This is a genomic window from Neorhizobium galegae bv. orientalis str. HAMBI 540 (genome assembly GCF_000731315.1).
In the GTDB taxonomy this organism is placed as follows: Bacteria; Pseudomonadota; Alphaproteobacteria; order Rhizobiales; family Rhizobiaceae; genus Neorhizobium; species Neorhizobium galegae.
Genome location: NZ_HG938353.1, coordinates 3,412,618 through 3,435,997, shown reverse-complemented (window position 1 = coordinate 3,435,997; position 23,380 = coordinate 3,412,618). Strand labels below are relative to the sequence as shown.

The 23,380-nt window shown below is 62.6% G+C and carries 18 protein-coding genes; 3 read left to right on the top strand and 15 right to left on the bottom strand.

Going from position 1 to position 23,380, the window contains the following annotated elements; genetic code table 11:
* Positions 1–19: 19 nt before the first annotated feature.
* Positions 20–2,356, top strand: coding sequence for a polysaccharide biosynthesis tyrosine autokinase (locus RG540_RS16930; RefSeq protein ID WP_038590302.1), 2,337 nt, complete (start codon positions 20–22; stop codon positions 2,354–2,356).
* A gap of 41 nt (positions 2,357–2,397) precedes the next feature.
* Here RG540_RS16930 and cysG read toward each other — a convergent pair whose 3' ends face one another.
* The 10 genes from cysG to RG540_RS16880 all read right to left on the bottom strand — a co-directional run bounded on the left by cysG (position 2,398) and on the right by RG540_RS16880 (position 15,584).
* The gene (gene cysG / locus RG540_RS16925) at positions 2,398–3,879 is read right to left on the bottom strand and encodes a siroheme synthase CysG (RefSeq protein WP_038590299.1); all 1,482 of its coding nucleotides are present in this window, start codon (positions 3,877–3,879) and stop codon (positions 2,398–2,400) included.
* Positions 3,851–6,526, bottom strand: coding sequence for a nitrate reductase (locus RG540_RS16920; protein WP_038594070.1), 2,676 nt, complete (start codon positions 6,524–6,526; stop codon positions 3,851–3,853). Before RG540_RS16920 ends, cysG begins: the two co-directional genes overlap by 29 nt.
* Before the next feature lie 31 nt (positions 6,527–6,557).
* Positions 6,558–7,409 carry a formate/nitrite transporter family protein gene (locus RG540_RS16915; protein ID WP_038590296.1) on the bottom strand — a complete coding sequence of 284 codons (852 nt, stop codon included), beginning with the start codon at positions 7,407–7,409 and terminating at the stop codon, positions 6,558–6,560.
* Positions 7,410–7,457: 48 nt separating this feature from the next.
* Positions 7,458–7,793, bottom strand: coding sequence for a nitrite reductase small subunit NirD (gene nirD / locus RG540_RS16910; RefSeq protein WP_038545923.1), 336 nt, complete (start codon positions 7,791–7,793; stop codon positions 7,458–7,460).
* Between the two features lie 4 nt (positions 7,794–7,797).
* Entirely contained in the window at positions 7,798–10,248 is a 2,451-nt protein-coding gene (gene nirB, locus RG540_RS16905; RefSeq protein WP_038590290.1) for a nitrite reductase large subunit NirB, read from the bottom strand.
* A 5-nt stretch (positions 10,249–10,253) separates the two neighbouring features.
* The gene (locus tag RG540_RS16900) at positions 10,254–11,051 is read right to left on the bottom strand and encodes an ABC transporter ATP-binding protein (protein WP_038590288.1); all 798 of its coding nucleotides are present in this window, start codon (positions 11,049–11,051) and stop codon (positions 10,254–10,256) included.
* A 10-nt stretch (positions 11,052–11,061) separates the two neighbouring features.
* Positions 11,062–11,955 (bottom strand): nitrate ABC transporter permease, encoded by an 894-nt coding sequence (gene ntrB, locus RG540_RS16895; RefSeq protein WP_038590285.1) that lies wholly within the window; start codon positions 11,953–11,955, stop codon positions 11,062–11,064.
* A 62-nt stretch (positions 11,956–12,017) separates the two neighbouring features.
* Complete coding sequence (locus RG540_RS16890; RefSeq protein WP_038590282.1) at positions 12,018–13,331, bottom strand: CmpA/NrtA family ABC transporter substrate-binding protein; 1,314 nt, start codon at positions 13,329–13,331, stop codon at positions 12,018–12,020.
* Positions 13,332–13,681: 350 nt separating this feature from the next.
* On the bottom strand, positions 13,682–14,959 hold the full coding sequence (locus RG540_RS16885; protein ID WP_174479288.1) for a CmpA/NrtA family ABC transporter substrate-binding protein: 1,278 nt from the start codon (positions 14,957–14,959) through the stop codon (positions 13,682–13,684).
* 37 nt (positions 14,960–14,996) lie between these two features.
* Positions 14,997–15,584: an ANTAR domain-containing response regulator gene (locus RG540_RS16880; protein WP_038590280.1), complete on the bottom strand. Its 588-nt coding sequence runs from the start codon at positions 15,582–15,584 to the stop codon at positions 14,997–14,999.
* A 152-nt stretch (positions 15,585–15,736) separates the two neighbouring features.
* Between RG540_RS16880 and RG540_RS16875 the strand changes: the two genes are divergently transcribed.
* The gene (locus tag RG540_RS16875; RefSeq protein WP_046599954.1) at positions 15,737–18,175 is read left to right on the top strand and encodes a DNA translocase FtsK; all 2,439 of its coding nucleotides are present in this window, start codon (positions 15,737–15,739) and stop codon (positions 18,173–18,175) included.
* 170 nt (positions 18,176–18,345) lie between these two features.
* On the opposite strand, the gene RG540_RS16870 is transcribed toward RG540_RS16875, so the two are convergent.
* The 5 genes from RG540_RS16870 to RG540_RS16850 form a co-directional block, all read right to left on the bottom strand.
* Entirely contained in the window at positions 18,346–18,675 is a 330-nt protein-coding gene (locus tag RG540_RS16870) for a hypothetical protein (RefSeq protein WP_151044523.1), read from the bottom strand.
* A 29-nt stretch (positions 18,676–18,704) separates the two neighbouring features.
* Positions 18,705–19,874, bottom strand: a complete 1,170-nt coding sequence (locus RG540_RS16865) for a pyridoxal phosphate-dependent aminotransferase (RefSeq protein ID WP_038590274.1) — start codon at positions 19,872–19,874, stop codon at positions 18,705–18,707.
* Between the two features lie 93 nt (positions 19,875–19,967).
* Positions 19,968–20,504 (bottom strand): flavin reductase family protein, encoded by a 537-nt coding sequence (locus tag RG540_RS16860; protein WP_157884627.1) that lies wholly within the window; start codon positions 20,502–20,504, stop codon positions 19,968–19,970.
* Positions 20,501–21,409: an aldo/keto reductase gene (locus tag RG540_RS16855; RefSeq protein WP_038590271.1), complete on the bottom strand. Its 909-nt coding sequence runs from the start codon at positions 21,407–21,409 to the stop codon at positions 20,501–20,503. Before RG540_RS16855 ends, RG540_RS16860 begins: the two co-directional genes overlap by 4 nt.
* The gene (locus tag RG540_RS16850; protein ID WP_038590268.1) at positions 21,409–22,566 is read right to left on the bottom strand and encodes an LLM class flavin-dependent oxidoreductase; all 1,158 of its coding nucleotides are present in this window, start codon (positions 22,564–22,566) and stop codon (positions 21,409–21,411) included. The genes RG540_RS16855 and RG540_RS16850 overlap by 1 nt, the downstream gene beginning before the upstream one ends.
* 103 nt (positions 22,567–22,669) lie before the next feature.
* Between RG540_RS16850 and RG540_RS16845 the strand changes: the two genes are divergently transcribed.
* Positions 22,670–23,374 carry a GntR family transcriptional regulator gene (locus RG540_RS16845; RefSeq protein WP_038590265.1) on the top strand — a complete coding sequence of 235 codons (705 nt, stop codon included), beginning with the start codon at positions 22,670–22,672 and terminating at the stop codon, positions 23,372–23,374.
* The last annotated feature ends 6 nt before the right edge of the window (positions 23,375–23,380 follow it).

Below are 23,380 nucleotides of genomic sequence, written 5' to 3'. Positions count from 1 at the left end.
GCTCCAGAAAGCGAGCCCTATGGATCAGGTAAACTTCAGACCGAGAACGATATTTCCGAGCGAAACGCGGGATCACGACACATTCATCGATCTCGATAAGCTCTGGGCGGCTGCGATCCGTCGTTCGGGCGTCATCGTTGTCTGCCTCATTGTGACGGTTGCCCTTGCCGGGGTCTATCTCGTGATGGCGCAGCCGATTTATACTGCGCTGACGCAGATTCTGATCGATGATAACCTTTCGCGTTATGCCGACGATCAGCAGGACAGTCAGACGGCCCAGCAGATCGACAACCGCATGTCGAGCGCGGTCGAAATCCTGAAATCCAAGGCGTTAGCGGTAAGGGTAGTCGACAAGGCCAAGCTCGATCAGAACGAGGCGGTGGTCAATCCGCCGCAATCTCCGGTCGATCTCGTCAAGGGCGTCGTCCGCAGCGTCGTTGCGCTTCTGACACCTGGCAGCCCACCCCCTTCCGAGGAGAATGTCAGGATGGGGCGGCGCGAAAAGGCGGCGGCCGTCCTGCAGCAATCGCTGACCGTGGAGCGTGTCGGCCGCAGCTCGGTGATCGCCCTGTCCGTTCGTTCGCCAGACCCGCAGCTTGCTGCGATGATCACGCGGACTTATGCGGAATCCTATCTGACTGAACAGCTCAATGCCAATTTCGATGCGACGGAGCGGGCTTCGCTCTGGTTGCAGGAACGCCTGAACGACCTCAACAGCCGCTCGCAGCAGGCCTCGCTTGCCGTCGAGCAATTCAAGACCCAACACGGTCTGGTTTCGCCGCGCGGCGAACTCCTGTCGACGCAGCAGCTTTCGGATCTCAACAGCCAGCTGATTGTCGCCCAGGCCGATGCGGCAACCGCTTCGGCACGCTACAACCAATATCAGGCGATCATCGACAAGGGGCCTGACGCGGCCGTTCAGAATGCGGTCATTTCGGCTCGCGATACGGACAACACGGTCATTCAGGATCTCCGCAAGCGTTATATCAACATTTCCGACCGCGAGCAGAGCATCATCCAGCAGTTCGGCGCGAACCATCCGCAGGCGGTCGCGCTCAAAGCGGAAAAGAGCGAACTCGCGCAGCAGATTTATCGCGAGCTGCAGCAATTGACCGGCAGTTTCCGCAACGTACTCGAAGTGGCGAGTTCGCGCGAAAAATCGCTGCGTGAGAGCATCGACCGGGTGGCGGGCCGCAATTCGGAGGCAAATGTCTCGATGGTCCAGCTGCGCGAACTGGAGCAGAAGGCAGCGGCGCTGAAGACGCTCTACGAATCCTTCCTCGGTCGTTTCGAAGAGGCAACGCAACGGCAATCCTTCCCGATCGCCAAGGCTCGCGTGATCTCTGACGCCGGTCTGCCGACTGCCCCGTCCAGCCCGCGCAAGACGCTGACCATGGCGCTCTCCGTCGTGCTTGGCCTGCTGATCGGCGGGGCGGCGGCAACGCTCTTGGAATTCCGCGAGCGGTTCTTCCGGACCGGCGACGACGTCCAGGAGAAGCTTGGCCTGCGCTTCCTCGGCTACCTACCGAAGGTGAGCGGCGCCTTCGCGGAGGACGCGCCGCCACCGCCACCAACGGAGGCCGAGGCGGCCGGAGCGCCTCCCGGCAACCCGATCTCGTTCCGCCGATTGATGCGGGTCGCGGTGGAGGCGCCGCGGTCTCAGTTCGCCGAGACGCTACGTAACGCAAAGCTTGCATGCGATATCATGCTGCAGGAGCGGAAATGCCGGGTGATCGGCGTGGTCTCCTGCCTGCCGGGCGAAGGGAAGTCCATGGTCGCCGCCAATTTCGCCGGGCTGATCGCCTCGACGGGCGTTCGCACGCTGGTGATCGATGCCGACCTGCGCAATCCGGGTCTCAGCCGTATGCTGGCCTCCGAGCCGGAAGTCGGACTGGTCGAGGTGGTGCTCCAGCAGACGCCATGGACCAATGCCGCGCGGGTCGACCGCCGGTCGCGTCTGACGATCCTGCCGATGACGACGCGTAGCAAACAGCTTGCCCATACAAGCGAACTTCTCGCTTCTTCCGGCATGAGCCACTTCCTCGAAAGCATCAAGGATACGTTCGACGTCATCGTCGTCGACCTGGCGCCGCTCCTCCCGGTTATCGATGCGAAGGCCTTCGAGCCCTATGTCGACGGTTTCGTCTTCGTCACCGAGTGGGGCGTGACGCCGGCGAAGGCGGTGCAGTCGGTGATCCGGTCCGAACCGCAGATCGCCTCGAAAACGGTGGGCGTGATCCTCAACAAGACAGAGATGTCGGAGCTGCACCGCTATGCGGATCCGGGCGCGCCAGAACGGCTGCACAGCAGCTATGTCTCTTATTACAAGGACGGTTCGGCCTCCGCGCCCCGCTGACCTGTGATCCAAAGGGGCGGTTTTTACCGCCCCTTTTTTCGTCAGGCGCTTGCTGCGGCTTGGTCGCTCCAGTGCGTGCAGTCGGCGATATCAGCCTTGCGAAATACGTGGCCGATGCCGATCAGCACGGGTTCATCGATGCCGATCTCTGCCATGGCCGCAGCCATGTCGTTCAGCCGCCCGGCCCAACGCCGCTCGTTCGGCCGGGTCACCGCGCTGACGATCACGACCGGCATGTCGTGCGTCATGCCGGCGTCCGTGAGCTTGCTCACGATCTCGCCCGCGGTGCGTCCCGCCATGTAATAGATGGTCGTGGTTCGGGGATCGGCGAGGCTTTTCCAGTCGAGATTATCCGGCAGTACGCCTTTGCGCGAATGGCCGGTGACGAAACGAACGCCCTGCGCATGGTCGCGATGGGTGAGCGACACGCCGAGCCGCGATGCCATGGCGCTCGCCGAAGTGATGCCCGGCACGACGTCGACGGGGATGCCTTCTCGTTCCAGGCAGGCGATCTCTTCGCCGGCACGGCCAAAGACCATCGGATCGCCGGACTTCAGGCGGACGACGCGTTTGCCCGCCTTGGCGAACTTCACCAGCATGTCGTTGATGTCTTCCTGGCGGCAGCTTACCCGGCCGCCACGTTTTCCCACCAGCATGCGTTTCGCCTCGCGGCGCGCGAGTTCCAGCACCTCGTCGGAGACGAGATCGTCGAACAGAATGACGTCGGCCGCCTGCAGGGCGCGTACGGCCTTCAGCGTCAGAAGTTCGGCATCGCCGGGGCCGGCGCCGACAAGGGTGACGCGGCCCTTCTGAGCCGAGGATGCCACGCGGCCGGCATCAGCGAGGATAGCCGCTTCGCTGCCCGATCCCGGTTCGCTGCCGAAGGCGCGATCCACGAAACGTTCCCAGAAGGCTCTTCGCTGCGGGCCGGGCGCCAGGCGGTCGTTGATCTTTTCCCTGAGCGATTGGGCGAGTTCCGCCCAAGTTTTCAACGAGGCCGGCAGCAGGGTTTCGATACGACGGCGGATGGCCTGCGCCAGGATCGGCGCCGCGCCATCGGTTGAAATGGATACGACGACCGGTGAGCGGTTGACGATCGAACCGAACTGGAACTGGCAGAAGGCGGGTTTGTCGATGACGTTAACCGGTACGCCGGCCGCGCGGGCCGCGTCAAAAAACGCCTGCGCCTCGTCCCCATCCTCGCAATCCGCAATCGCAATCGCTGCGGCCTCGAAAATCGAAACGTCCCACACCCTCGGATGATGGATGAACCGGCCCTGCGGATGTTCCGCCCCGCGTTCGATCAGCTTTTCGAATGTCTCGGAAAGCCTATCCGCATAGACATGCACATTGGCTCCGCAGGCGGCGAGCAGCTCGGCTTTCCAGGCAGCCGCATCCGACCCACCGGCAACGATGACGGGCCTGCCTTCGAGCGCCCAGAAGACCGGGAGCTTCGCAAGCGGCGCCATGCGGGCGCCACGATCAGGAGATGCTTCATTCCGCGGCGGCTGCAAGACATCCATCGATGATCCCCCTGATTTCAGCGCGGCAGGAGCCGCAATTGGTGCCGGCATTGGTTGCTTTTCCGACGGCCTCGACGCTGTGACAGCCGGTCCTGACCGCGCCGATGATCCGGTTGACGCCGACCGAAAAGCAGGAGCAGACGGTGGCGCCGGGATCGGGCTGGTCGGCCCCGGGGCGCCCGGCGACGATCGCAAAGCGCTTGCGCAAGTCGGCGTGTTCGGCGGCAAGTTGGCCGATTGCCCAGTTGCGGGCGACGGCGACGGGCTGGTTCGCGAGGAAAAGTGCGGCAAGCAGCTTTCCGCCGTCGAAGAAGGCGAGGCGCAGGTCGCCGGACTGATGGTCGGCATAACCGAGCGGCTCGATCTCGGCAGGGATGCCGAATGCTGCCCGGCACCAGGCCACCCAGTCCTCGACCGGGTCCGCGAACGCGAGTTCGATCCGCCAGCCGCCATCGGCCTTGGCGAGCGCCCAGTAGTCCGCCTGTAGGTTCAAGGGTTTCGAGGCGGAAACGGCAAAGCCGTAGAAAGAAGCAGCGAATGGCCGGGCGGCAATCGCGACATTCTTCGAAGCCGGTTGGCCGGAAAACGGATCGGTGACAGGTGCGACCAGCGCATCAATGCGGGCTTTTGCGGCGAACTGGTCGTTCCAGTGCATCGGCACGAAGACGTTTCCACGGGCCTGGCGTTCCGTGACCAGCGCCCGGACGATTGCCGTGCCATGCGGGCTTTCGAGTTCGACCAGGCCCGCGCCGCGAATGCCGAGTTCCATCGCATCGCGCGGATGGAGTTCCGCGAAGGGCTCGGCGATATGGCCGGAAAGCCGGGCGCTTTTGGCCGTCCGCGTCATCGTATGCCAATGGTCGCGGATGCGGCCGGTATTCAATGTAAGCGGATATTGCTCATTGGTGCGGTCGGTCGCTGGAGCCTGGACGGGGACGAAACGTGCCTTACGATCGGGGTGATAGAAGCCGCCATCGGCGAAAAAGCGCTTATCGCTATCTCTCCCGACGATGGGCTGCTCCAGCGGAGCAGGCCACTGAAAGGGCGTCAGTGCATCGTATCCTTCTTCACCGAGCCCGACAAACGCGCCGATATCGAAATCCCGGCTGCCCTCGTTCTCGAAGGCCGAAAGTGCCGCATGTTCGGCGAAGATCTCAGCCGCAGATTTATAAACGAAGCCGTCAAAGCCCATGCGCTGGCCGACTTCTGCCATCTGCCACCAATCGGCCTTGGCCTCGCCGGGCGCGGACAGAAACCAGCGCTGGCGGGAGATGCGGCGTTCCGAATTGGTGACGGTGCCGTCCTTCTCACCCCAGCCGACCGAGGGCAGCAGGACATGCGCGTGGCGGGCGGTATCGGTGTCACGAAGAATGTCGGAGACCACCACGAAGGGACAGGCCTTGATGGCAGCCTCGACCGCATCGGCATCGGGCATCGACACCACCGGATTGGTGGCCATGATCCACAGCGCCTTGATCCGCCCATCGGCGACGGCGCGGAACATGTCGACGGCCTTGAGGCCCGGCTTTTCGGCAATCCTAGGCGAGGCCCAGAAACGCTGCACCCGGTCGCGATCCTCGGCGCTTTCGATCGCCATATGGGCGGCGAGCATATTGGCGAGACCGCCGACTTCGCGGCCACCCATGGCATTCGGCTGGCCGGTCAGCGAAAAGGGGCCGGTGCCCGGCCGGCCGATGCGGCCGGTCGCCAGATGGCAGTTGATGATGGCGTTGACCTTGTCCGTCCCCGACGCCGACTGGTTGACGCCCTGACTATAGCAGGTGACGACCTTTTCCGTCGTCTCGAACAGGTGAAAGAACTCGCGAAGCTGCATCGCGGGCAGGCCGGTCCGCTCCATCAATTCTGTGAACGAAAGCGCGGCCGCGGCAGCAAAGGCTTCGCCAAACCCTTGCGTATGCGCGGCGATATAGTTCTGGTCGATCGCCGGGCTTTGCGCCAGATGGGCGAGCAGGCCCATGAACAGCGCCACGTCGCCATCCGGGCGGATGCCCAGATGCAGGTCGGCGATATCGCAGGTCATCGTCCGGCGCGGATCGATGACGACGATCTTCATGCCCGGCCGAGCAGCCTTGGCCGCTGCGAGCCGCTGATAGATCACAGGGTGACACCAGGCGAGGTTGGAGCCGGTGAGGATGACCAGATCGGCGAGTTCGATGTCCTCGTAAGTACCGGGAACGGTATCGGATCCGAAAGCGCGGCGGTGGCCGGCGACGGACGAAGACATGCAAAGCCTGGAATTGGTGTCGATATTTGCCGAGCCGATAGAGCCCTTCATCAGCTTGTTGGCAACGTAATAGTCTTCAGTCAGCAATTGGCCGGAGACGTAGAAGGCAACAGAATCCGGTCCGTGTTCGGCAATGGTTTTCGAGAACTTTTCGGCGACGAGATCGAGCGCCTCGTCCCAGTCCGCCTGCCGGCCGAGGATCTCGGGGAAGAGGACACGCCCCTCGAGATCGATGGTTTCTGCCAGCGCCGATCCTTTGGAACAGAGCCGGCCGAAATTGGCCGGATGCTCGGGATCGCCTTTTACCGTTACGGCGCCGTCACCGGCCACCGTGGCGATGACGCCGCAGCCGACGCCGCAATAGGGGCAGGTCGTCCTGGTGGTTTCTCCACCCGCCTGCATTTCCGTTTCCAGAAGGCCCGCCCCCATCGGTTCACTCCGCCGGAACGCCGGCAGGATTGCCGATATGGCCAGCCTGAGCGCTCTGCTTGCCCTTCTTGCGACCATGGGTCGAGTAAAGCGTCAGACCGACGAAGGTGAGGCCGCCGACAAGATTGCCGATGACGGTCGGGATTTCGTTCCAGATCAGATAATCCATGAACGAGAACTTGCCGCCCAGCAGCAGGCCGGAGGGGAACAGGAACATGTTCACGATGGAATGTTCGAAACCCATGTAGAAGAACAGCATGATCGGCATCCACATGCCGATGACCTTGCCGGACACGGAGGTCGACATCATCGCGGCGACGACGCCGGTCGAAACCATCCAGTTGCAGAGAACGCCGCGGATGAAGAGCGTCAGCATGCCGGCCGCGCCGTGGGCCGCGTAACCGAGCGTGCGGCCTTCGCCGATATGGCCGATTCTCTGGCCAACCTCGTTGGGCACCTCGCTGAAACCGAAGGTGAAGATGATCGCCATCATCACCGCAACGAGGAAGGCGCCGGCGAAATTGCCGATGAAGACGAGCGTCCAGTTACGCAGAACGCCACCAGCGGTCGCTCCCGGCCGCTTGTCGATCAGGGCAAGCGGTGAAAGCGTAAAGACGCCCGTCAGAAGATCGAAGCCCATGAGATAGAGAAGGCAGAAGCCGACCGGGAAGAGGATTGCGCCGGCAAGCGCATTGCCGGTCTGCACCGTGATGGTGACGGCAAAGGCGGCGGAAAGCGCAAGGATTGCGCCCGCCATGAAAGCCCGGATCAGGGTGTCGCGCGTAGACATGAAGATCTTCGCCTCGCCGGCGTCGATCATCTTCGTCACGAATTCCGTTGGTGTGACATAGGACATTTTTTTCTCGTCTCCCTAGAGCGTAGTCGTTTGAAATGGCCGCGCCGATTATTCGGCTGCGGCCAGCTGTTCTTCGAGTGCCATGAAGATGTCTTCGCCGCGCAGTTCGAGCCGGATGGTCCGGACCGAACCTTCGTCGGCGCCGAGCGCCTTGCCGGTTTCGAGCGAGATCACCCAGTTGTGCAGCGGACACGTCACCGAGGTGCCGTGCACGATGCCCTGGCTCAGCGGCCCTCCCTTGTGAGGGCAATGATCTTCGATGGCGAAGACCTGGTTTTCGGCGGTGCGGAATACGCCAATCTTGCCTTGCGGGGTCTTCACGCAACGCGCGCCGCGGAGCGGAATGTCGGTCAGCTTGCCGATTGCGATCCAGTTCATGTCCATCTCCTCACTCGGCTGCATGCGAGTAACCGACCGTCGCCATCGGCCGGAACTCGTGTTTGTCCTTGCCGGAGACGCGCTCCGACCAGGGATCGACCTGGGCGAATTTCTGGGAGAAGACGAAACGCTCGTAATAGGCCTGGCGCTTCTCCGTATCGGTCATGATCTGCCGGCGGATTTCGTCGAGGCCGATGCGCTTCGCCCACTTGTAGATGCGCTCGAGGTAACGGCCCTGTTCGCGATACATCTGCGTGAGTGCGACGATGTATTCGAGTGCCTCGTCCTCGGTCTTCACCAGGCCGAGCACTTCGGTGCCCTTGATGTCGAGGCCCGCGGCGCCTGCGAAATGGATCTCGAAGCCCGAGTCCACGCAGATGACGCCGATGTCCTTGCAGGTCGCCTCGGCGCAGTTTCGCGGACACCCGGAGACCGCCATTTTCAGCTTGGCCGGTGTCCAGGAGCCCCACATGAATTTCTCGATGCGGATGCCGAGGCCGGTCGAATCCTGCGTGCCGAAGCGGCACCAATCGGAGCCGACGCAGGTCTTTACCGTGCGCAGGCCCTTGGCATAGGCCTGGCCGGAGATGAAGCCGGCCTTGCCGAGATCGGCCCAGACGGCAGGCAGATCTTCCTTCTCGATGCCGAGAAGGTCGATGCGCTGGCCGCCGGTGACCTTCACCATCGGGATCTCGAACTTGTCGACGACGTCGGCGATTGCCCTCAATTCCTGCGAATTGGTGACGCCGCCCCACATCCGCGGCACGACGGAATAGGTGCCGTCCTTCTGGATGTTGGCGTGGACGCGTTCGTTGATGTAGCGCGACTGGTAGTCGTCGGCATATTCATCCGGCCAGTCGCAGACGAGGTAATAGTTGAGCGCTGGGCGGCATTTGGCGCAGCCGCAGGAGGTCTTCCATTCCAGTTCCTGCATGACCGCCGGGATGGTCTTCAGGCCCTTCGCCTTGATCAGGCGGCGGACGTCGTCATGGCCAAGCTCGGTGCAGGTGCACATCGGCTGCACGGCCTTGGGATTGTAGGCATCGCCAAGCGTCAGAGCCATCAGCTGTTCGACGAGGCCGGTGCAGGTGCCGCAGGAGGCGGAAGCCTTGGTGTGGGCGCGCACGTCGTCGAGCGATGTCAGGCCCTTGGCAGTGATGGTCGAGGTGATCTTGCCCTTGCAGACGCCGTTGCAGCCGCAGATTTCCGCATCATCCGGCAAGGCTGCAACGGCCGCCATAGGGTCCAGCGGGGACCCTCCCTGGTAGGCCTGGCCGAAGATCAGCGTGTCGCGCATCTCCGTGATATCGGTCGCCTTCTTCTTCAGGTCGTTGAACCAGGCGCCGTCTGAGGTCTCGCCGTAAAGGACCGTACCGATGATGCGGTTGTCCTTCAGGACGAGGCGCTTGTAGATGCCGGCGGTGGCATCGCGCAGCACGATTTCCTGCCGGTCGTCGCCGTCGGCGAAGTCGCCGAGCGAATAGAGATCGATGCCGGTGACCTTCAGCTTTGTCGGCGTGTCGGAATGCACGAAGGCCGGCTTCGTATCGCCCGCCAGATGTGCCGCCGCGATGCGGGCCATTTCGTAGAGCGGTGCGACGAGGCCATAGACCATGCCGCCGACTTCGGCGCATTCGCCGATGGAATAGATGTCGCCGTCAGACGTCTGCATGCCGGCGTCGACGACGATGCCGCGATTGACCGCGAGGCCTGCTTCCTTGGCGAGGCCGGCGCTCGGGCGGATGCCGACGGCCATGACCACCAGCGTCGCCGGGATGATCGTGCCGTTGTCGAGTTCGACGCCCTCGACCTTGCCATTGCCGATGATCTGTTTGGTATTGGCCTTGCAGATCACCTTGATGCCGCGTTCCTCGACGGCTTTCTGCAGCAGGTAACCGGCGGCCGGATCGAGCTGGCGCTCCATCAGCGTCGGCATCACGTGCAGCACGGTCACGTCCATGCCGCGCTGGGCAAGACCGGCTGCCGCTTCGAGGCCGAGCAGGCCGCCGCCGATGACGATCGCCTTTTCGCGCGACTGGGCGGCGAGCAGCATGGCCTGCACGTCGTCGAGGTCGCGATAGGTGATGACGCCCGGCAGATCCTTGCCCGGCACCGGAATGATGAAGGGCACCGAGCCGGTGGCGATCACCAGCTTGTCGTAGCTTTCGGTGACGCCGTGATCGGAAGTAACGGTCTTCGCCGCCCGGTCGATCGCAACGATCTTGTGGCCCTTGTAAAGCGTGATGCCGTGGTCGATGTACCAGCCGTCGCCATGGATGACGATCTGCTCGAAGCTCTTTTCGCCGGAAAGCACCGGCGAGAGCATGATGCGGTCGTAGTTGACGCGTGGTTCGGCGTTGAAGATCGTTACGTCGTAGCGGCCGGGCGCCTGTTCGAAGAGGTGTTCCAGCATGCGCCCCGGCGCCATGCCATTGCCGATGATGATAAGTTTTTCTGTCATGGTTTTTACTCCGCGGCTTCAACGAAGCGGTGGCGTTCGTAGAGGAATTTCAGGACTGCCTCGCGGCACTTGAGATACGTGCGGTCGGAAGCAAGCTCGATGCGGTTGCGCGGCCGGGGGATCGGCACGTCGAGCACTTCGCCGATCTTGGCGGCCGGGCCGTTGGTCATCATCACGATGCGGTCGGAAAGCAAAACGGCCTCGTCGACGTCGTGGGTAATCATCACCATCGTGTTGCCGAGACGCGAATGGATCTCCATGACCGCGTCCTGCAGATGGGCGCGGGTCAGCGCGTCCAGCGCGCCGAAGGGTTCGTCGAGCAGCAGGATCTTCGGTTCCATGGCGAGTGCCCGGGCAATGCCGACGCGCTGCTTCATGCCGCCCGAAATCTCGGATGGACGCTTGTCCTTGGCATGGGCCATCTGCACGAGGTCCAGATTGGCCATGACCCATTCGTGCCGTTCGGCCCTGCTCTTGGTGCGGCCGAAGACTTTTGAGACGGCGAGGTTGACGTTTTCGTAGACCGTCAGCCAGGGCAGCAGCGAATGGTTCTGGAAAACGACGGCGCGTTCCGGCCCCGGCGCGTTGACCTCACGGTTTTCGAGCAGGACAGCACCTGCCGAGACGGGTGTCAGGCCGGCGATGAGGTTGAGCAGCGTGGACTTGCCGCAGCCGGAATGGCCGATGATCGAGACGAACTCGGCCTTGGAGATCGTCAGGTTGATGTCCTTCAGAACTTCGGCGCGATTGCCGCCGCGGTCGAAATGTTTGTCGATATGGTCGAGCTTCAAATAGGCGTTCATGGTCCGCTCCTCAGTTTGCCGAAGCGCCGCGGGTGATGATCTTGCCGAGCGCGGAAACCAGCTTGTCGAGGGCGAAGCCGACGACGCCGATATAGGCCAGCGCGACGATGATGTCGGGCAGGCGCGAAGAGTTCCACGCATCCCAGATGAAGAAGCCGATGCCGACGCCGCCGGTCAGCATCTCGGCCGCGACGATGGCCAGCCAGGAGAGGCCGACGCCGATCCTGAGGCCGGTGAAGATGTACGGGGCCGCCGACGGCAGCATGATCTTGAAGAAGAATTCGATCTGGTTCAGCCGCAGCACCTGCGCGACGTTGCGATAATCCTGCGGGATGTTGCGCACGCCGACGGCGGTGTTGATGATGACAGGCCAGATCGAGGTGATGAAGATCACGAAGATCGCCGAGGGATTTGAGTCCTGGAAGGCGGCGAGCGACAGCGGCAGCCAGGCGAGTGGCGGCACCGTGCGCAGCACCTGGAAGATCGGGTCGAGCCCGCGCATCGCCCAGACTGATTGGCCGATGATCGCCCCGATCAACACCCCGGCTACAGACGCAAGACCGAAGCCATAGGCGACGCGCTGCAGCGACACGAGGACGCGCAGCCCCAGGCCGATATCCTGCGAACCGTTGTAGAAGAATGGCGAGACGATCAGGTCATAACTTTGCTGCCAGACGACATGCGGCGAAGGAAGCGAGGCATCCGGCGCCGAACAGAGGACCTGCCAGATCAGCAGGATCAGGGCCAACACGACGACCGGTGGCACGACGTTGCGCAGCGTCGTCATGCCGATCTGCTTGAAATCGATCCTCGAAACCGGCTTACCGGAAAAGGGGACGATAGTTGCCGCCGGCTTTGCGGCAGCGATTGCAGAAACTTTTTCTTTTTTTGCCAGGGCGGACATAGGCGCGCTCCTTAGAAAGGGAAAAGGCCGGCGCGTGCGTCCACGCGCCGGAGGTGGGGAAATCAGGACGCGGCCTTGATCGAAAGGCTGTCGAGATAGGCCGAGGGGTTTTCCGGATCGAAGACCTTGCCGTCGAAGAAGGTTTCCTTGCCGCGCGAGGAGGAAGCCGGGATGTCGGCTGCCGCGACACCGAGATCCTTGGCGGCGCCGCGCCAGATGTCCTCGCGGTTCACCTGATTGACCAGTGCCTTGATGTCGGTATTGGCCGGAAGGTAACCCCAGCGGATGTTCTCGGCCATGAACCAGGTGTCGTGGCTCTTAAAAGGATAGGACGCGCCGTCCTTCCAGAACTTCATGTACAGGTCGGTGCCCTGAACCATGCGGCCGTTGCCATAGTTGATGTCGCCCTTCAGGCGTCCGAGGACGTCCTTCGGCGGCACGTTGAACCACTGGCGGCGTCCGAGGATCTCGGCCATCTCCGCCTTGTTGTCCATGCTTTCGCACCATTGCTGGGCTTCCATGACAGCCATCAGCAAAGCCTTGGCGGCGTTCGGGTTCTTCTCGATCCAGTCGGCGCGCAGGCCGAGCGCCTTTTCCGGATGGCCCTTCCAGAGTTCGCCGGTGGTGGCGGCGGTGAAGCCGATGCCCTGGTTGACGAGCTGCTCGTTCCAGGGTTCGCCGACACAGAAGACGTCCATGTTACCGACCTTCATGTTCGCCACCATCTGTGGCGGCGGTACGACGATGGTCGAGACGTCCTTGTTCGGATCGATGCCGCCGGCGGCGAGCCAGTAGCGGATCCAGAGATCATGGGTGCCGCCCGGGAAGGTCATGGCGGCCTTGATCTCCTTGCCCTCCGCCTTCTTCTTCTCAAACGCCGCCTTCAGCTTGGAAGCGTCGAGCTGCACGCCGGTCTCGGCATATTCCTTGGCGACCGAAATGCCCTGGCTGTCGAGGTTGAGGCGGGCGAGGATCGCCATCGGCACCGGCTTGTTGTTCTGGGTCACCTTGCCGGTGTGCATCAGATAGGGAAGCGGCGAGAGGATATGGGCGCCGTCGATGCCGTTGGCGGCACCGCCAAGCACGAGGTTGTCGCGGGTCGCACCCCAGGAAGCCTGCTTGGCGACGTCGACATCGGGAAGGCCGTGCTTGTCGAAGAAACCCTTTTCCTTGGCGATGACCAGCGGGGCGGCGTCGGTGAGCGCGATGTAGCCGAGCTTGATGCCTTTGACTTCCGGGCCGGCCCCGGCTGCGAAGGCGCCGGACGGGAATGCGGTCTTGACGGCGCCGACGAGGGCGACGGTGGCTGTGGTCTTGATCAGGCTGCGGCGGGTGATGCCGCTCGTCAAAATCCCAGTCTTCGAAATCTTGGTCATGCGCAGGTTCCCTCTGCTGGTTCTTAGGAATTCAGGCACAAAAAAACGCCGCTTGGAGATTGCGCCCGCGGAAACTGGGAGGAGTTTCCGGGCAGCAAAAACCTTGCGACGTCGATGTCTCTGGAAGCGCTTATCGCGCGCTTATCTGCTCCAATCGCCATTGACTGGGGCGATTATGAAGAAGCAAGCGGCGTGCCAAGTTCGATGTGCTTTTCTAAGTAATTGAAAATAAAATGAATTTCTTCTATGAAACTTTTGGCTTAAATTGTCGGCAACCTGTGCGACTGCAATATTTTTGTGCGGTTGCTAAATTGAATGCGCGCAATTGCTGTGCAGCACATCTCGGAAGATCAGACCTCGTCGCGGTCGGCGGGGATCGCGAGAGAGCTGCTGACGGCGAAATTTTCGACATAGTTCGCCATCTCGGAAGGGTCGAAGACATGGCCGTCCATAAAGCGGTCGCCGTCCCGATCGCCTTCGACGCCGATGTCGGGTTGCGCCGGTCCGATGCCGAGCGCGGTCCGATAGAGATCGGGACGATAGGCTGCCGCCGCCGCGGCCAAACCGTCCTCGCTGAACTCTACCTGGCCCCAGCGGATCATCTGGCTGTAGAGCCACAATGCATGGCTTGGCCGCGGGTAGTTCGCAAAGCCGCGATGGAAGGTGAAATAGTCGGCGATGACGCGCCGGTTGCCCTTGGCGTCGAGGCTGAATTCGCCGGACAGCACATGACGGATGATATTGACCGGGGCACCGATGAAGCGGGGCCCGGCCAGGACTTCCGCGAGCGCATCGTGGTTCTCCGCCTTGTCGCACCAGCGGGCTGCGGCATCGAGCGCCACGATCAGGCGGGAAACGGTTTCGGGATGGCTTTCGGCCCATTCCGGTCGCATGGCGATCACTTTTTCCGGTGCCGAGGGCCAGATATCCTGCTTGGCGGCGACAATCCGGCCGACCCCGCGTTCGGATGCGACCATGTTCCACGGCGCGCCGACACAGAAGCCGTCGATGGCGCCGGCTGCCAGTGCATCGGAGGTCATCGGCGGGGGCACGACGACGAGTTTCACATCCCTGTCCGGGTCTATTCCGCCGGCGGCAAGCCAATAGCGGAATTCGTAATTATGGGAGGAGAAGGGATAGGTCACGCCGAACATCGGCAGTGCTTCGCCGCGCTCCCTCATCGCTTCGAGCACACTGGCGAGCGCCTTTGCGTTCTCCAGTGCGCCTGCGGTTTCCGATATCCCGCCCACCTCGCGCATGCGCTCGAAAAGCCGCGTCGAAAGCGTGATCGCATTGCCGCCGCGTCCGAGCGAAAACGGCGTGATGGTCGGCGAGGGGTTGGATCCGAGCCCCAGCATGGAGGCGACCGGCATCGGCGACAGCATATGGGCAATGTCGAACTGGCGGAAGGCGAGGCGGTCGCGGACATTGGCCCAGGACACGTCCTTGACGAGATCGAGGGTCAGTCCCTCTTTTGCGGCAAAGCCGAATTCGGCGGCAGCGATCAGCACGGAAGCGTCGACCAGCGGGATGAACCCGGCGCGCAGGACCTTCGGCCCCTCGCCGTTCGAACGGGTAGGCGCGGAGAGGTTGCTTCCGGATCGGTCGGTCTTCATCATCATGTTCACTCCGGCTTTCTCCCGGACATTTCGGTGCTCGGAACCATCACATCAACAGGCCCGCCGCCGTGACCACGCTTTGCGCGATGTCCGACATCTTCTTCTTTTCGTTCATCGCTGTCTGGCGCAGCAGCGCAAACGCATCTTCTTCCGACAGGCCGCGCATCTTCATCAGAATGCCCTTGGCCCGTTCGATCACCTTGCGCTCCTCGAGCGCCGATTTCGCCTCGGCGAGTTCCCGCTGAAGCCGGCTGAAGGCGTTGAAGCGGCTGACCGCCATGTCGAGGATCGCCTTGACGCGCTCCTTCTTCAGCCCGTCGACCACATAGGCCGAGACGCCCGCATCCATCGCCGCTTCGATCAGGGCCGTATCGGAACGGTCGACGAACATGGCGATCGGCCGGCTGACGGTGCGGGTGAGCTGGAACAGATGCTCCATCATGTCGCGGTTGGGGTTCTCGATATCGATGACGATAACGTCCGGCTTCAACGTTTCGATGATGCGCGCGACGCCCTGGACCTCGTGGATGACCGTGACTTTGCTATGCCCAGCCTCCCGCAGCCCTTCCTCGATAATGGAAGCGCGGATGGCATTTTCATCGATAACCAGAATGGTGAGATCGGGTGCCGGCATCCTTATAGGAATGACGCAGCGCAGCAATCTTGGCAAGCGCTACTATCCCGCTCATCAAATCGTGCCATCATCCATCGCGTGGAAAGAACCGGTTAACCTTTATTTTCTACTTCCTGTGAGAATGTGCCGTTCCCGTATCTCGTCTGGTTGTCATGCAGTTCTCACGCAATAATCATCCCCAGAGTTCTGACCTCCCTAACGCCGAAGACGATGCCGTCGACGCGGCGCAGCAGCCTCGTCCCGCGCAGAGCCTTGCGGATTTCAATCAACCGGTTCTGGAGCAAGCGCCTTGGCAGGCGGCTTTCCGACTGGCGCCGAACGTGCGGTTCACCCGCACGCCCGAAAGCGTGCTCGCCCGCAAGGCGAATGCCGGACAAGCTCCTGAGGGGCCGGTCAATATGCCTGTTGCCGAAGAGATCGAAGTGATTCCGTCCGAAGTGTTCCTGACAGCTGCCACTCATGATTCGCCGGCAACCTATCAACCGTCCGCCGCCCCTCTCGAACAGATCGCAGGCCTGCAGCAGCTTGCCGCGACGATGCGTTACCACGTGCCGGAAACGCATTCGGTGATCGTCACGCGGCCCGAACCGGTTCAGAAGGCAACACCTCTCGTGGCGCCGCGCCAGGACATCGCGATCTCCGATTTCGCCTTCTGGGACGCCATGCCGTTCGAACTGGAAGGGCCCACTGTCATCGAGACCGAAGCCCGGCCGGTCGAATCGAAGGTCCTGCCCGTCGTCGCGGCGCAGCCTGGCGCCCCGGTCACGGATCTCTATCGCGAAGTGCCGCGCAGGACGGCAGCCAGGACCGTGGTCGTCGCGCCGTCTCCGAGACCGGAGCCGGTCAAGGCGCCCGAACCGGTTCAGGCCGCTCCGCAGCGCGTGGCGAAAACCAAGACATCCATCGTCGTCGCACCCGTGCCTGCCCCTGTCGCTCAGGTACCTGTACCCGCGCCGATCACGGCCGTGGAACCTGTCGCCGTTCAACCGGCTCCCGTCCAATCCGAAATCGCACGTCCGCGGACCGTCCGGCCGGCGGAAGCGGAATACGAATTCCCGCCGATCTCGTTGCTACAGGAACCGCAGGGCGAGCGTGGCCAGGCGATGCAGCCGGATGCCCTGCAGCAGAGCGCCGGCCTGCTCGAAAGCATTCTTGAGGATTTCGGCATCCGCGGCGAGATCATCGACGTGCGGCCGGGTCCGGTCGTAACGCTCTACGAATTCGAGCCGGCGCCGGGCGTCAAATCCTCGCGGGTCATCGGCCTTGCGGACGATATCGCCCGTTCGATGTCGGCGCTGTCCGCCCGCGTCGCCGTAGTACCCGGCCGCAACGTCATCGGCATCGAACTGCCGAACGCCACCCGCGAAACTGTCTATTTCCGCGAACTGATCGAGTGCGAGGACTATTGGGAGACCAAGCACCGGCTGGCGCTCTGCCTCGGCAAGACGATCGGCGGCGAACCTGTCATTGCCGAACTCGCAAAAATGCCGCATCTGCTCGTCGCCGGCACTACCGGCTCGGGCAAGTCGGTCGCCATCAACACGATGATCCTGTCGCTTCTCTACCGGCTGCGGCCGGAGGAATGCCGGCTGATCATGATCGATCCGAAGATGCTGGAGCTCTCCGTCTATGACGGTATTCCGCACCTGCTGACCCCCGTCGTGACCGATCCCAAGAAGGCCGTCCTGGCGCTGAAATGGGCGGTTCGCGAGATGGAGGATCGCTACAAGAAGATGTCGCGCCTCGGCGTCCGCAACATCGACGGCTACAATCAGCGTGCCGCAAGCGCCCGCGAAAAAGGCGAGGTCATCTCCGTCAGCGTCCAGGCGGGCTTCGACCGGCAGACCGGCGAAATCCTCTACGAAGAGCAGGAGATGGATCTCTCGCCGATGCCTTATATCGTCGTCATCGTCGACGAGATGGCCGACCTGATGATGGTCGCCGGCAAGGATATCGAAGGCGCGATCCAGCGGCTGGCGCAGATGGCGCGCGCCGCCGGCATTCACCTGATCATGGCGACCCAGCGTCCTTCGGTCGACGTCATCACTGGCACGATCAAGGCCAATTTCCCCACCCGCATTTCCTTCCAGGTGACGTCGAAGATCGACAGCCGCACCATTCTCGGCGAGCAGGGTGCCGAACATCTGCTCGGCCAGGGCGACATGCTGCATATGGCGGGTGGCGGGCGGATTTCCCGCGTCCACGGCCCGTTCGTTTCGGATGCCGAAGTCGAACTGGTGGTCCGCCACCTGAAGACACAAGGCCGGCCGGATTATCTCGGCACGGTCACCGAGGACGAAGACGACGAGGAAGACGAGGACGCATCGAGCCAGGAAGCCGTGTTCGACAAGAGCGCGATGGGTGGAGACGACAGCGACGAGCTTTACGACAAGGCCGTCAAAGTGGTCATGAAGGACCGCAAGTGCTCGACCTCCTATATCCAGCGCCGCCTCTCGGTCGGTTACAATCGCGCGGCATCGCTGGTCGAGCGCATGGAGCAGGAAGGCCTGGTCGGCCCCGCCAACCATGTCGGCAAACGCGAGATCATTGCCGGCGGACGTTCTGCTACAGCCGAGGATTTCGGGGACTAAGGCGTGCCCTCCGGCTCCTCATCCCTGCGCTTGTCACAGGGATCCAGCCAGCCCAAGTCTTTGGGCTGAGAGGAGTCTTTCACCGCGCCGACGCGCGGTTGCTGGATTCCTGTGACAAGCACAGGAATGAGGGTCGATGGACGGAAAGTTCCGCCCAAGTCTTCACGTTCTTATCGCTGGCGGCAGATGAAGGGCAGGAAACTGCTCGCGGTGCCGAAATTCATCGCCGCCATTGTCAGCGCATTGGCGAGCTCAATCTCCTTGGGTGTGTGCGGGCAGACGTCCGCACCGCTCGAACAGCCATCGGCGATGAACTTTTCGTTGCCTTTGATGAACTCGGCGCTAACGCCCTCGAGCCCAATGAAATCCTTGGCCCGGTTCCAGGCGCGCTCGTAGCGGACGCATTTTTCCTTGGCCCAGGCTTCGACTTCAGTATCCTCGGCACGGGTGGGACCGAAGCTCGCCAGAGTGACGGCAAGGATCAATAGAATTCTGGTCATGTGGCACCCGGATCGATGACTCCGGCGGATTACCGGCTGCGGATATAGTCGCTGAGCCGGTTCGCGGCATCCTCGACCTGGAGTGGATCGCGCAGGAAACAGGCCCGCATGAAACCTTGGCCGCCTGGGCCGAAGGCGGTTCCGGGTGCGAGGCCGACGCCGGTCTTGTCGACGATCCTGAACGCCTCCTCGCGGCTGTCGGTGACGCCGTCGATCTTCAGGAAGGCATAGAGGGCGCCTGCGGGCTTCAGCGTTTCCACCCGGTTGGTGGCGATCAGCGCGTCGCAGAGGATGTCGCGGGATTTTCGCGCCCGTTCGATGTTGGTGCGGACGAAGTCGTCGCCCTGTTCGAGGGCGGCGATCGCGCCCTTCTGCATGAACTGGGCGACGCCGGACGTCGAATACTGGATGAGGTTGGTCAGCGTCTGGCCGATTTCCGCCGGTGCGACCATCCAGCCGACCCGCCAGCCGGTCATGCACCAGTTCTTCGAGAAGGAATTGGCGAAGATGATCCGGTCTTCCGGCTCCATGACGTCCATGAAAGAAGGCGCACGGGTGCCGTCGAAATAATAGAGGCCGTAGATCTCGTCAGCGACGATCCACAGGCCATGCTTGCGGGCGAGTTCGAGGACGGCCTTGAGGTCGTCATGCGTCGCGGTCCAGCCGGTCGGGTTGGACGGCGAATTGATGAAGAGGGCGCTGGTCTTCGGGGTTATCGCTGCCTTCAGCCGGTCGATATCGAGCACCCAGCGACCGTCGGTAAAGCCGAGCTCGACGGTGACCGGCTTGGCTTCCGAAACGCCGATGGCGTTGACGACATTCGGCCAGGCGGGAGAGAGGTAGACGATTTCGTCACCGGCGGAGGCGACGGTCTGGATGGCGAGCACGATCGACTGCATGCCGGAGCCGGTGACATAGATGTTGTCGACCGACAGGTCCCGCCCATAGTGCCGCTGGTAATAACGCACGATCGACTCGCGGAGCGCCGGGATGCCCTGCGTCCAGGTGTAGAAGGTCTCGCCGGCGAGCAGGGCTTCGCTGGCAGCACGGGTAATGAAATCGGGCGTCGGCAGATCGCCTTCGCCGATCCAGAGCGGCATCAGGTTTTCGCGGCCTCGGGCATAGGTGACGATCTCGCCAATGCCGCTGCGGGGCGCTGCTGCGGCGCGGGCGCTGATCTCCGGTCTGATGATTGTCATGGATTGCCCTGTCGGTCGTGGCTGGTTTGTCGCAAAACTGACTTGGCCCAACCGCGCCCGCGGGTCAATATTTCCCGTGCCGGATTTTATTGTTTACTGGCTGGTGGTGCTTGCGAAACGGCCGAAAGTGCCGCGCGAAAAACACAGCGGATCGCCTTCGCGGTGGGCTGCGCGCAACACGCGGCCGAGGATCAGCGTATGATCGCCGGCATCGTGCATCGAGGACAGCTCACATTCGAAACGGGCGAGCGTGCCGGGTATGACCGGCACGCCTTCACGGTTCAGGTTCCAACAAAGCTCCTCAAAGCCGAGACCGCCGCGCGTGAACCGGGCGCTGAGCAGATCCTGGTCGGCGCTGAGCACATGGATGGCGAAATGGTTCGCCGCCGTGAAGGCGCCATGACGAGACGAGCTCTTTGCCGGCGACCAGAGAACCAGCGGCGGATCGAGCGACACCGAGATGAAGCTGTTGACCGTCATGCCGATCGGACCATCCGGCGTTGTTGCCGTCACCACTGTCACACCGGTCGTGAAGGCCCCGAGCGCGTTGCGATAATGCCGCGCGGTCGATGCGTCCGGAATGAAGATCTGTTCGCTGGATATGCTTGCGGTGTCGGCAGTGATCATCATGGCACCTGCTTTCCGGTTGCGGCTGTGTAGAGTTCGAACCAGGTCTGGCGGTCGATCGTCACCTTGGTGGCGTCCGCGCTCGTCGCGATGCGGGCGATATTGTTGGTGCCGATGATCGGAAGAATGTTTGCCGGGTGATGCAGCAGCCAGGCGAGCGCCACAGCCGACGCATCGACGCCTTGTTCTGCCGCTACCCGTTCCAGCACGGCCATCAGAGGCTGGTGTTCGGGTTTGAAAATGCCGCCGCGGGCGAGCGGTGACCAGGCCATCGGCGCGATATTGCGCTCCTGCAGGTAGGCGAGATCGCCATTGGTGAATACCTCGGCAGCGAGGAGGCTGATCTCGATCTGGTTGGTGACGAGTTCGGCTTCCATGGAGGATTGCAGCAGCGAGAAATCCCAGGGGCGGAAATTCGAGACGCCGACGGTGCGCACCTTGCCGGATACGACCAGTGCATCAAGCGCCGGGCCGGTTTCGTCCGGATCCATCAACGGGTCGGGCCGGTGGATTAGCAGCAGATCAATATAATCCGTTGCCATGTCACGTAGCGAGGCCTCGACCGACGCGGTGATATGGGCCGCACTCGTATCGTAGTGTTTGACGCGGGCGGCGGAATGCCGTCCGGCCGGCGCGACGATGCCGCATTTGGTGACGATCTCGATTTTGTCGCGTAGCGAAGGCGAGGTCTTCAGCGCCGCGCCCAAAATCGCTTCCGCCGTATAGCCGCCATAGATGTCGGCCTGGTCCATGGTGGTGATGCCCTGCGCCAGGCAGGCTTCGATCTTCGCCTGGACATGTTTCGGCGAGGTATCGGCATCGTCGCCGATCCGCCACATGCCATAGACGAGGCGACTGAGCTGGAGATCGGGCGAAAGTTGAATGCGATCAAGGTGATGAGGGGCCATCAGTGTCGTCTCCCGTTGCCGAGCGGCGTTGCGGGTGTCTCGGCCGGCACGCGACCATAGGCATGCGGCAGCGAACAGGTCTTGAGCTCGGGCAAGACCTTCTGGCCGAAATGTTCCGCCTCGTCGAGATGCGGGTAGCCCGAAAAGATGAAAGCCCGGATGCCCATCTTTTTATACGCCTCGATTTCCGAAAGCACTTGGTCGGCGGAGCCGACAAGTGCTGCGCCGCAGCCGGAGCGGGCACGGCCGATGCCGGTCCAGAGGTGAGGTTCGACGTAGCCGAACTTGTCGGCGAGTTCGCGGGCCTTCGCCTGGTGCGAGACGCCGAGCGAGGTGCTGTCATGGGCGCGGCTGCGGATCAGCTGGCCGTATTCGTCGTCCAGCTTGGAGACGAGGTGTTCCGCATATTCGCGGGCTTCCTTTTCCGTGTCGCGGACGATCATGTGGACGCGCAGGCCGTAGTCCAGCGTCCGGCCATGGGCCGCGGCGCGGGCATGGACGGCCTTCATGCGCTCGGCCAACTGGTCCTTGGTTTCCGGCCACATCAGGTAGACGTCGCATTGGGCGCCGCAGAGCTCCAGCGCATCCGGCGAATAGCCGCCGAAATAGAGAAGTGGACCGCCGTTCTGCTGGTAGGGCCTCGCCGGTTCGGTGGTGATACCCTTGAAATTGTAGACCTCGCCCTCGTGGTCGATCGTGTCGCGGGTCCATGCCTGACGGAGGATCTGCACGACCTCGTGGCTGCGGCGATAGCGGAAGGCGCTGTCGGCGACTTCGCCGGGAAAATCGGAGCTGATGACGTTGAGCGTCAGTCGCCCCTTCAGCATATGGTCGAGGGTGGCGACCGTCCGGGCAAGCATGATCGGCTGCATCTCGCCGCAGCGGATGGCGGCCAGCAGATTGATCCGGTTCGTGATTTGCGAGGCGGCTGCGGCGAAGCTCAGCGTGTCCTGGCCGACCTGGTAAGACGAAGGGCAGAGGATGTTGCGGAAGCCGAGCGTCTCGGCGCGCTGGACGATGTCGGAGCAATGTTCCCAGCTAGACTTCAGTGCGTCATCCGGGACGCCGAGATAGGCGTAGTCGTCTGAGCACAGGGCGGCGAACCAGGATACCTCGGCGGCATCGAGATCCGGTGATGTTATGGGCACGACGGTCATCAAAATTCTCCTCGACTCCTGGGACTTGAATATCATCCGCGTTCGTGTAAATCAATAGTGTATCAATTTGAGTGCGTCATTCCTCGGGGAGGGGGAACGGCTTATGGACAGTTATCCGGGCAGCCTGCCGATCTATCTGCAAATCGCCGAACTGCTGGTTCGCGATATCGCGGCCGGCCGGCTTGTCGACGGCGAGAAGCTGGCGCCCGAGCGCGACATGGCGGTGCAGCTCGGCATTGCCGTCGGCACGTTGCGCAAGGCGCTGGCGGAACTGCAAAACCGCGGGCTGCTGGAACGGGTGCAGGGGTCCGGCAACTATGTCCGGGCAATCAGCGATCCGAAGAGCGTTTATGCGATGTTCCGGCTGGAACTGATCCAGGGCGGCGGCCTGCCGACCGCGGAATTGCTCGACGTGATGCGGCTCGACAAACCCAAGGACCTGCCGAAATTCGGCTTTTCGCCGGAAGGCCATCGCATCCGCCGCATTCGCCGGCTGTCTGGCAAGGTCGCTGCGCTCGAGGAGATCTGGCTCGACGGTTCCTATGTGGCGGCGATCACGCCGGAAGACTTGTCGGAATCCCTCTATCTCTACTACCGCACGCGGCTGGGTCTTTGGATCGTCAGGGCGGAAGACAAGATCGACCTCGATACCGTGCCCGATTGGGCGCCGCCGGCCTTCGGCCAGAAGCCAGGCGCGCCGATCCCCCATGTGCTCCGGACGAGCCAGGCACAGGATGGCGCGCTGGCCGAGGTTTCCCGCACATGGTTCGACCATTCCGTGGCGCGATACGTATCGCGGCTGCGGTAGACAACA

What these genes read in the sequence shown, in the direction of transcription:
- RG540_RS16860 (WP_157884627.1), bottom strand. Translation starts at nt 20,504, where the DNA reads ATGATGATCACTGCCGACACCGCAAGCATATCCAGCGAACAGATCTTC.
- RG540_RS16865 (WP_038590274.1), bottom strand. Translation starts at nt 19,874, where the DNA reads ATGACAATCATCAGACCGGAGATCAGCGCCCGCGCCGCAGCAGCGCCC.
- RG540_RS16845 (WP_038590265.1), top strand. Translation starts at nt 22,670, where the DNA reads ATGGACAGTTATCCGGGCAGCCTGCCGATCTATCTGCAAATCGCCGAA.
- RG540_RS16915 (WP_038590296.1), bottom strand. Translation starts at nt 7,409, where the DNA reads ATGTCCTATGTCACACCAACGGAATTCGTGACGAAGATGATCGACGCC.
- RG540_RS16900 (WP_038590288.1), bottom strand. Translation starts at nt 11,051, where the DNA reads ATGAACGCCTATTTGAAGCTCGACCATATCGACAAACATTTCGACCGC.
- nirB (WP_038590290.1), bottom strand. Translation starts at nt 10,248, where the DNA reads ATGACAGAAAAACTTATCATCATCGGCAATGGCATGGCGCCGGGGCGC.
- RG540_RS16875 (WP_046599954.1), top strand. Translation starts at nt 15,737, where the DNA reads ATGCAGTTCTCACGCAATAATCATCCCCAGAGTTCTGACCTCCCTAAC.
- RG540_RS16850 (WP_038590268.1), bottom strand. Translation starts at nt 22,566, where the DNA reads ATGACCGTCGTGCCCATAACATCACCGGATCTCGATGCCGCCGAGGTA.
- nirD (WP_038545923.1), bottom strand. Translation starts at nt 7,793, where the DNA reads ATGGACATGAACTGGATCGCAATCGGCAAGCTGACCGACATTCCGCTC.
- RG540_RS16920 (WP_038594070.1), bottom strand. Translation starts at nt 6,526, where the DNA reads ATGCAGGCGGGTGGAGAAACCACCAGGACGACCTGCCCCTATTGCGGC.
- RG540_RS16880 (WP_038590280.1), bottom strand. Translation starts at nt 15,584, where the DNA reads ATGCCGGCACCCGATCTCACCATTCTGGTTATCGATGAAAATGCCATC.
- ntrB (WP_038590285.1), bottom strand. Translation starts at nt 11,955, where the DNA reads ATGTCCGCCCTGGCAAAAAAAGAAAAAGTTTCTGCAATCGCTGCCGCA.
- RG540_RS16890 (WP_038590282.1), bottom strand. Translation starts at nt 13,331, where the DNA reads ATGACCAAGATTTCGAAGACTGGGATTTTGACGAGCGGCATCACCCGC.
- RG540_RS16855 (WP_038590271.1), bottom strand. Translation starts at nt 21,409, where the DNA reads ATGGCCCCTCATCACCTTGATCGCATTCAACTTTCGCCCGATCTCCAG.
- cysG (WP_038590299.1), bottom strand. Translation starts at nt 3,879, where the DNA reads ATGGATGTCTTGCAGCCGCCGCGGAATGAAGCATCTCCTGATCGTGGC.
- RG540_RS16870 (WP_151044523.1), bottom strand. Translation starts at nt 18,675, where the DNA reads ATGACCAGAATTCTATTGATCCTTGCCGTCACTCTGGCGAGCTTCGGT.
- RG540_RS16930 (WP_038590302.1), top strand. Translation starts at nt 20, where the DNA reads ATGGATCAGGTAAACTTCAGACCGAGAACGATATTTCCGAGCGAAACG.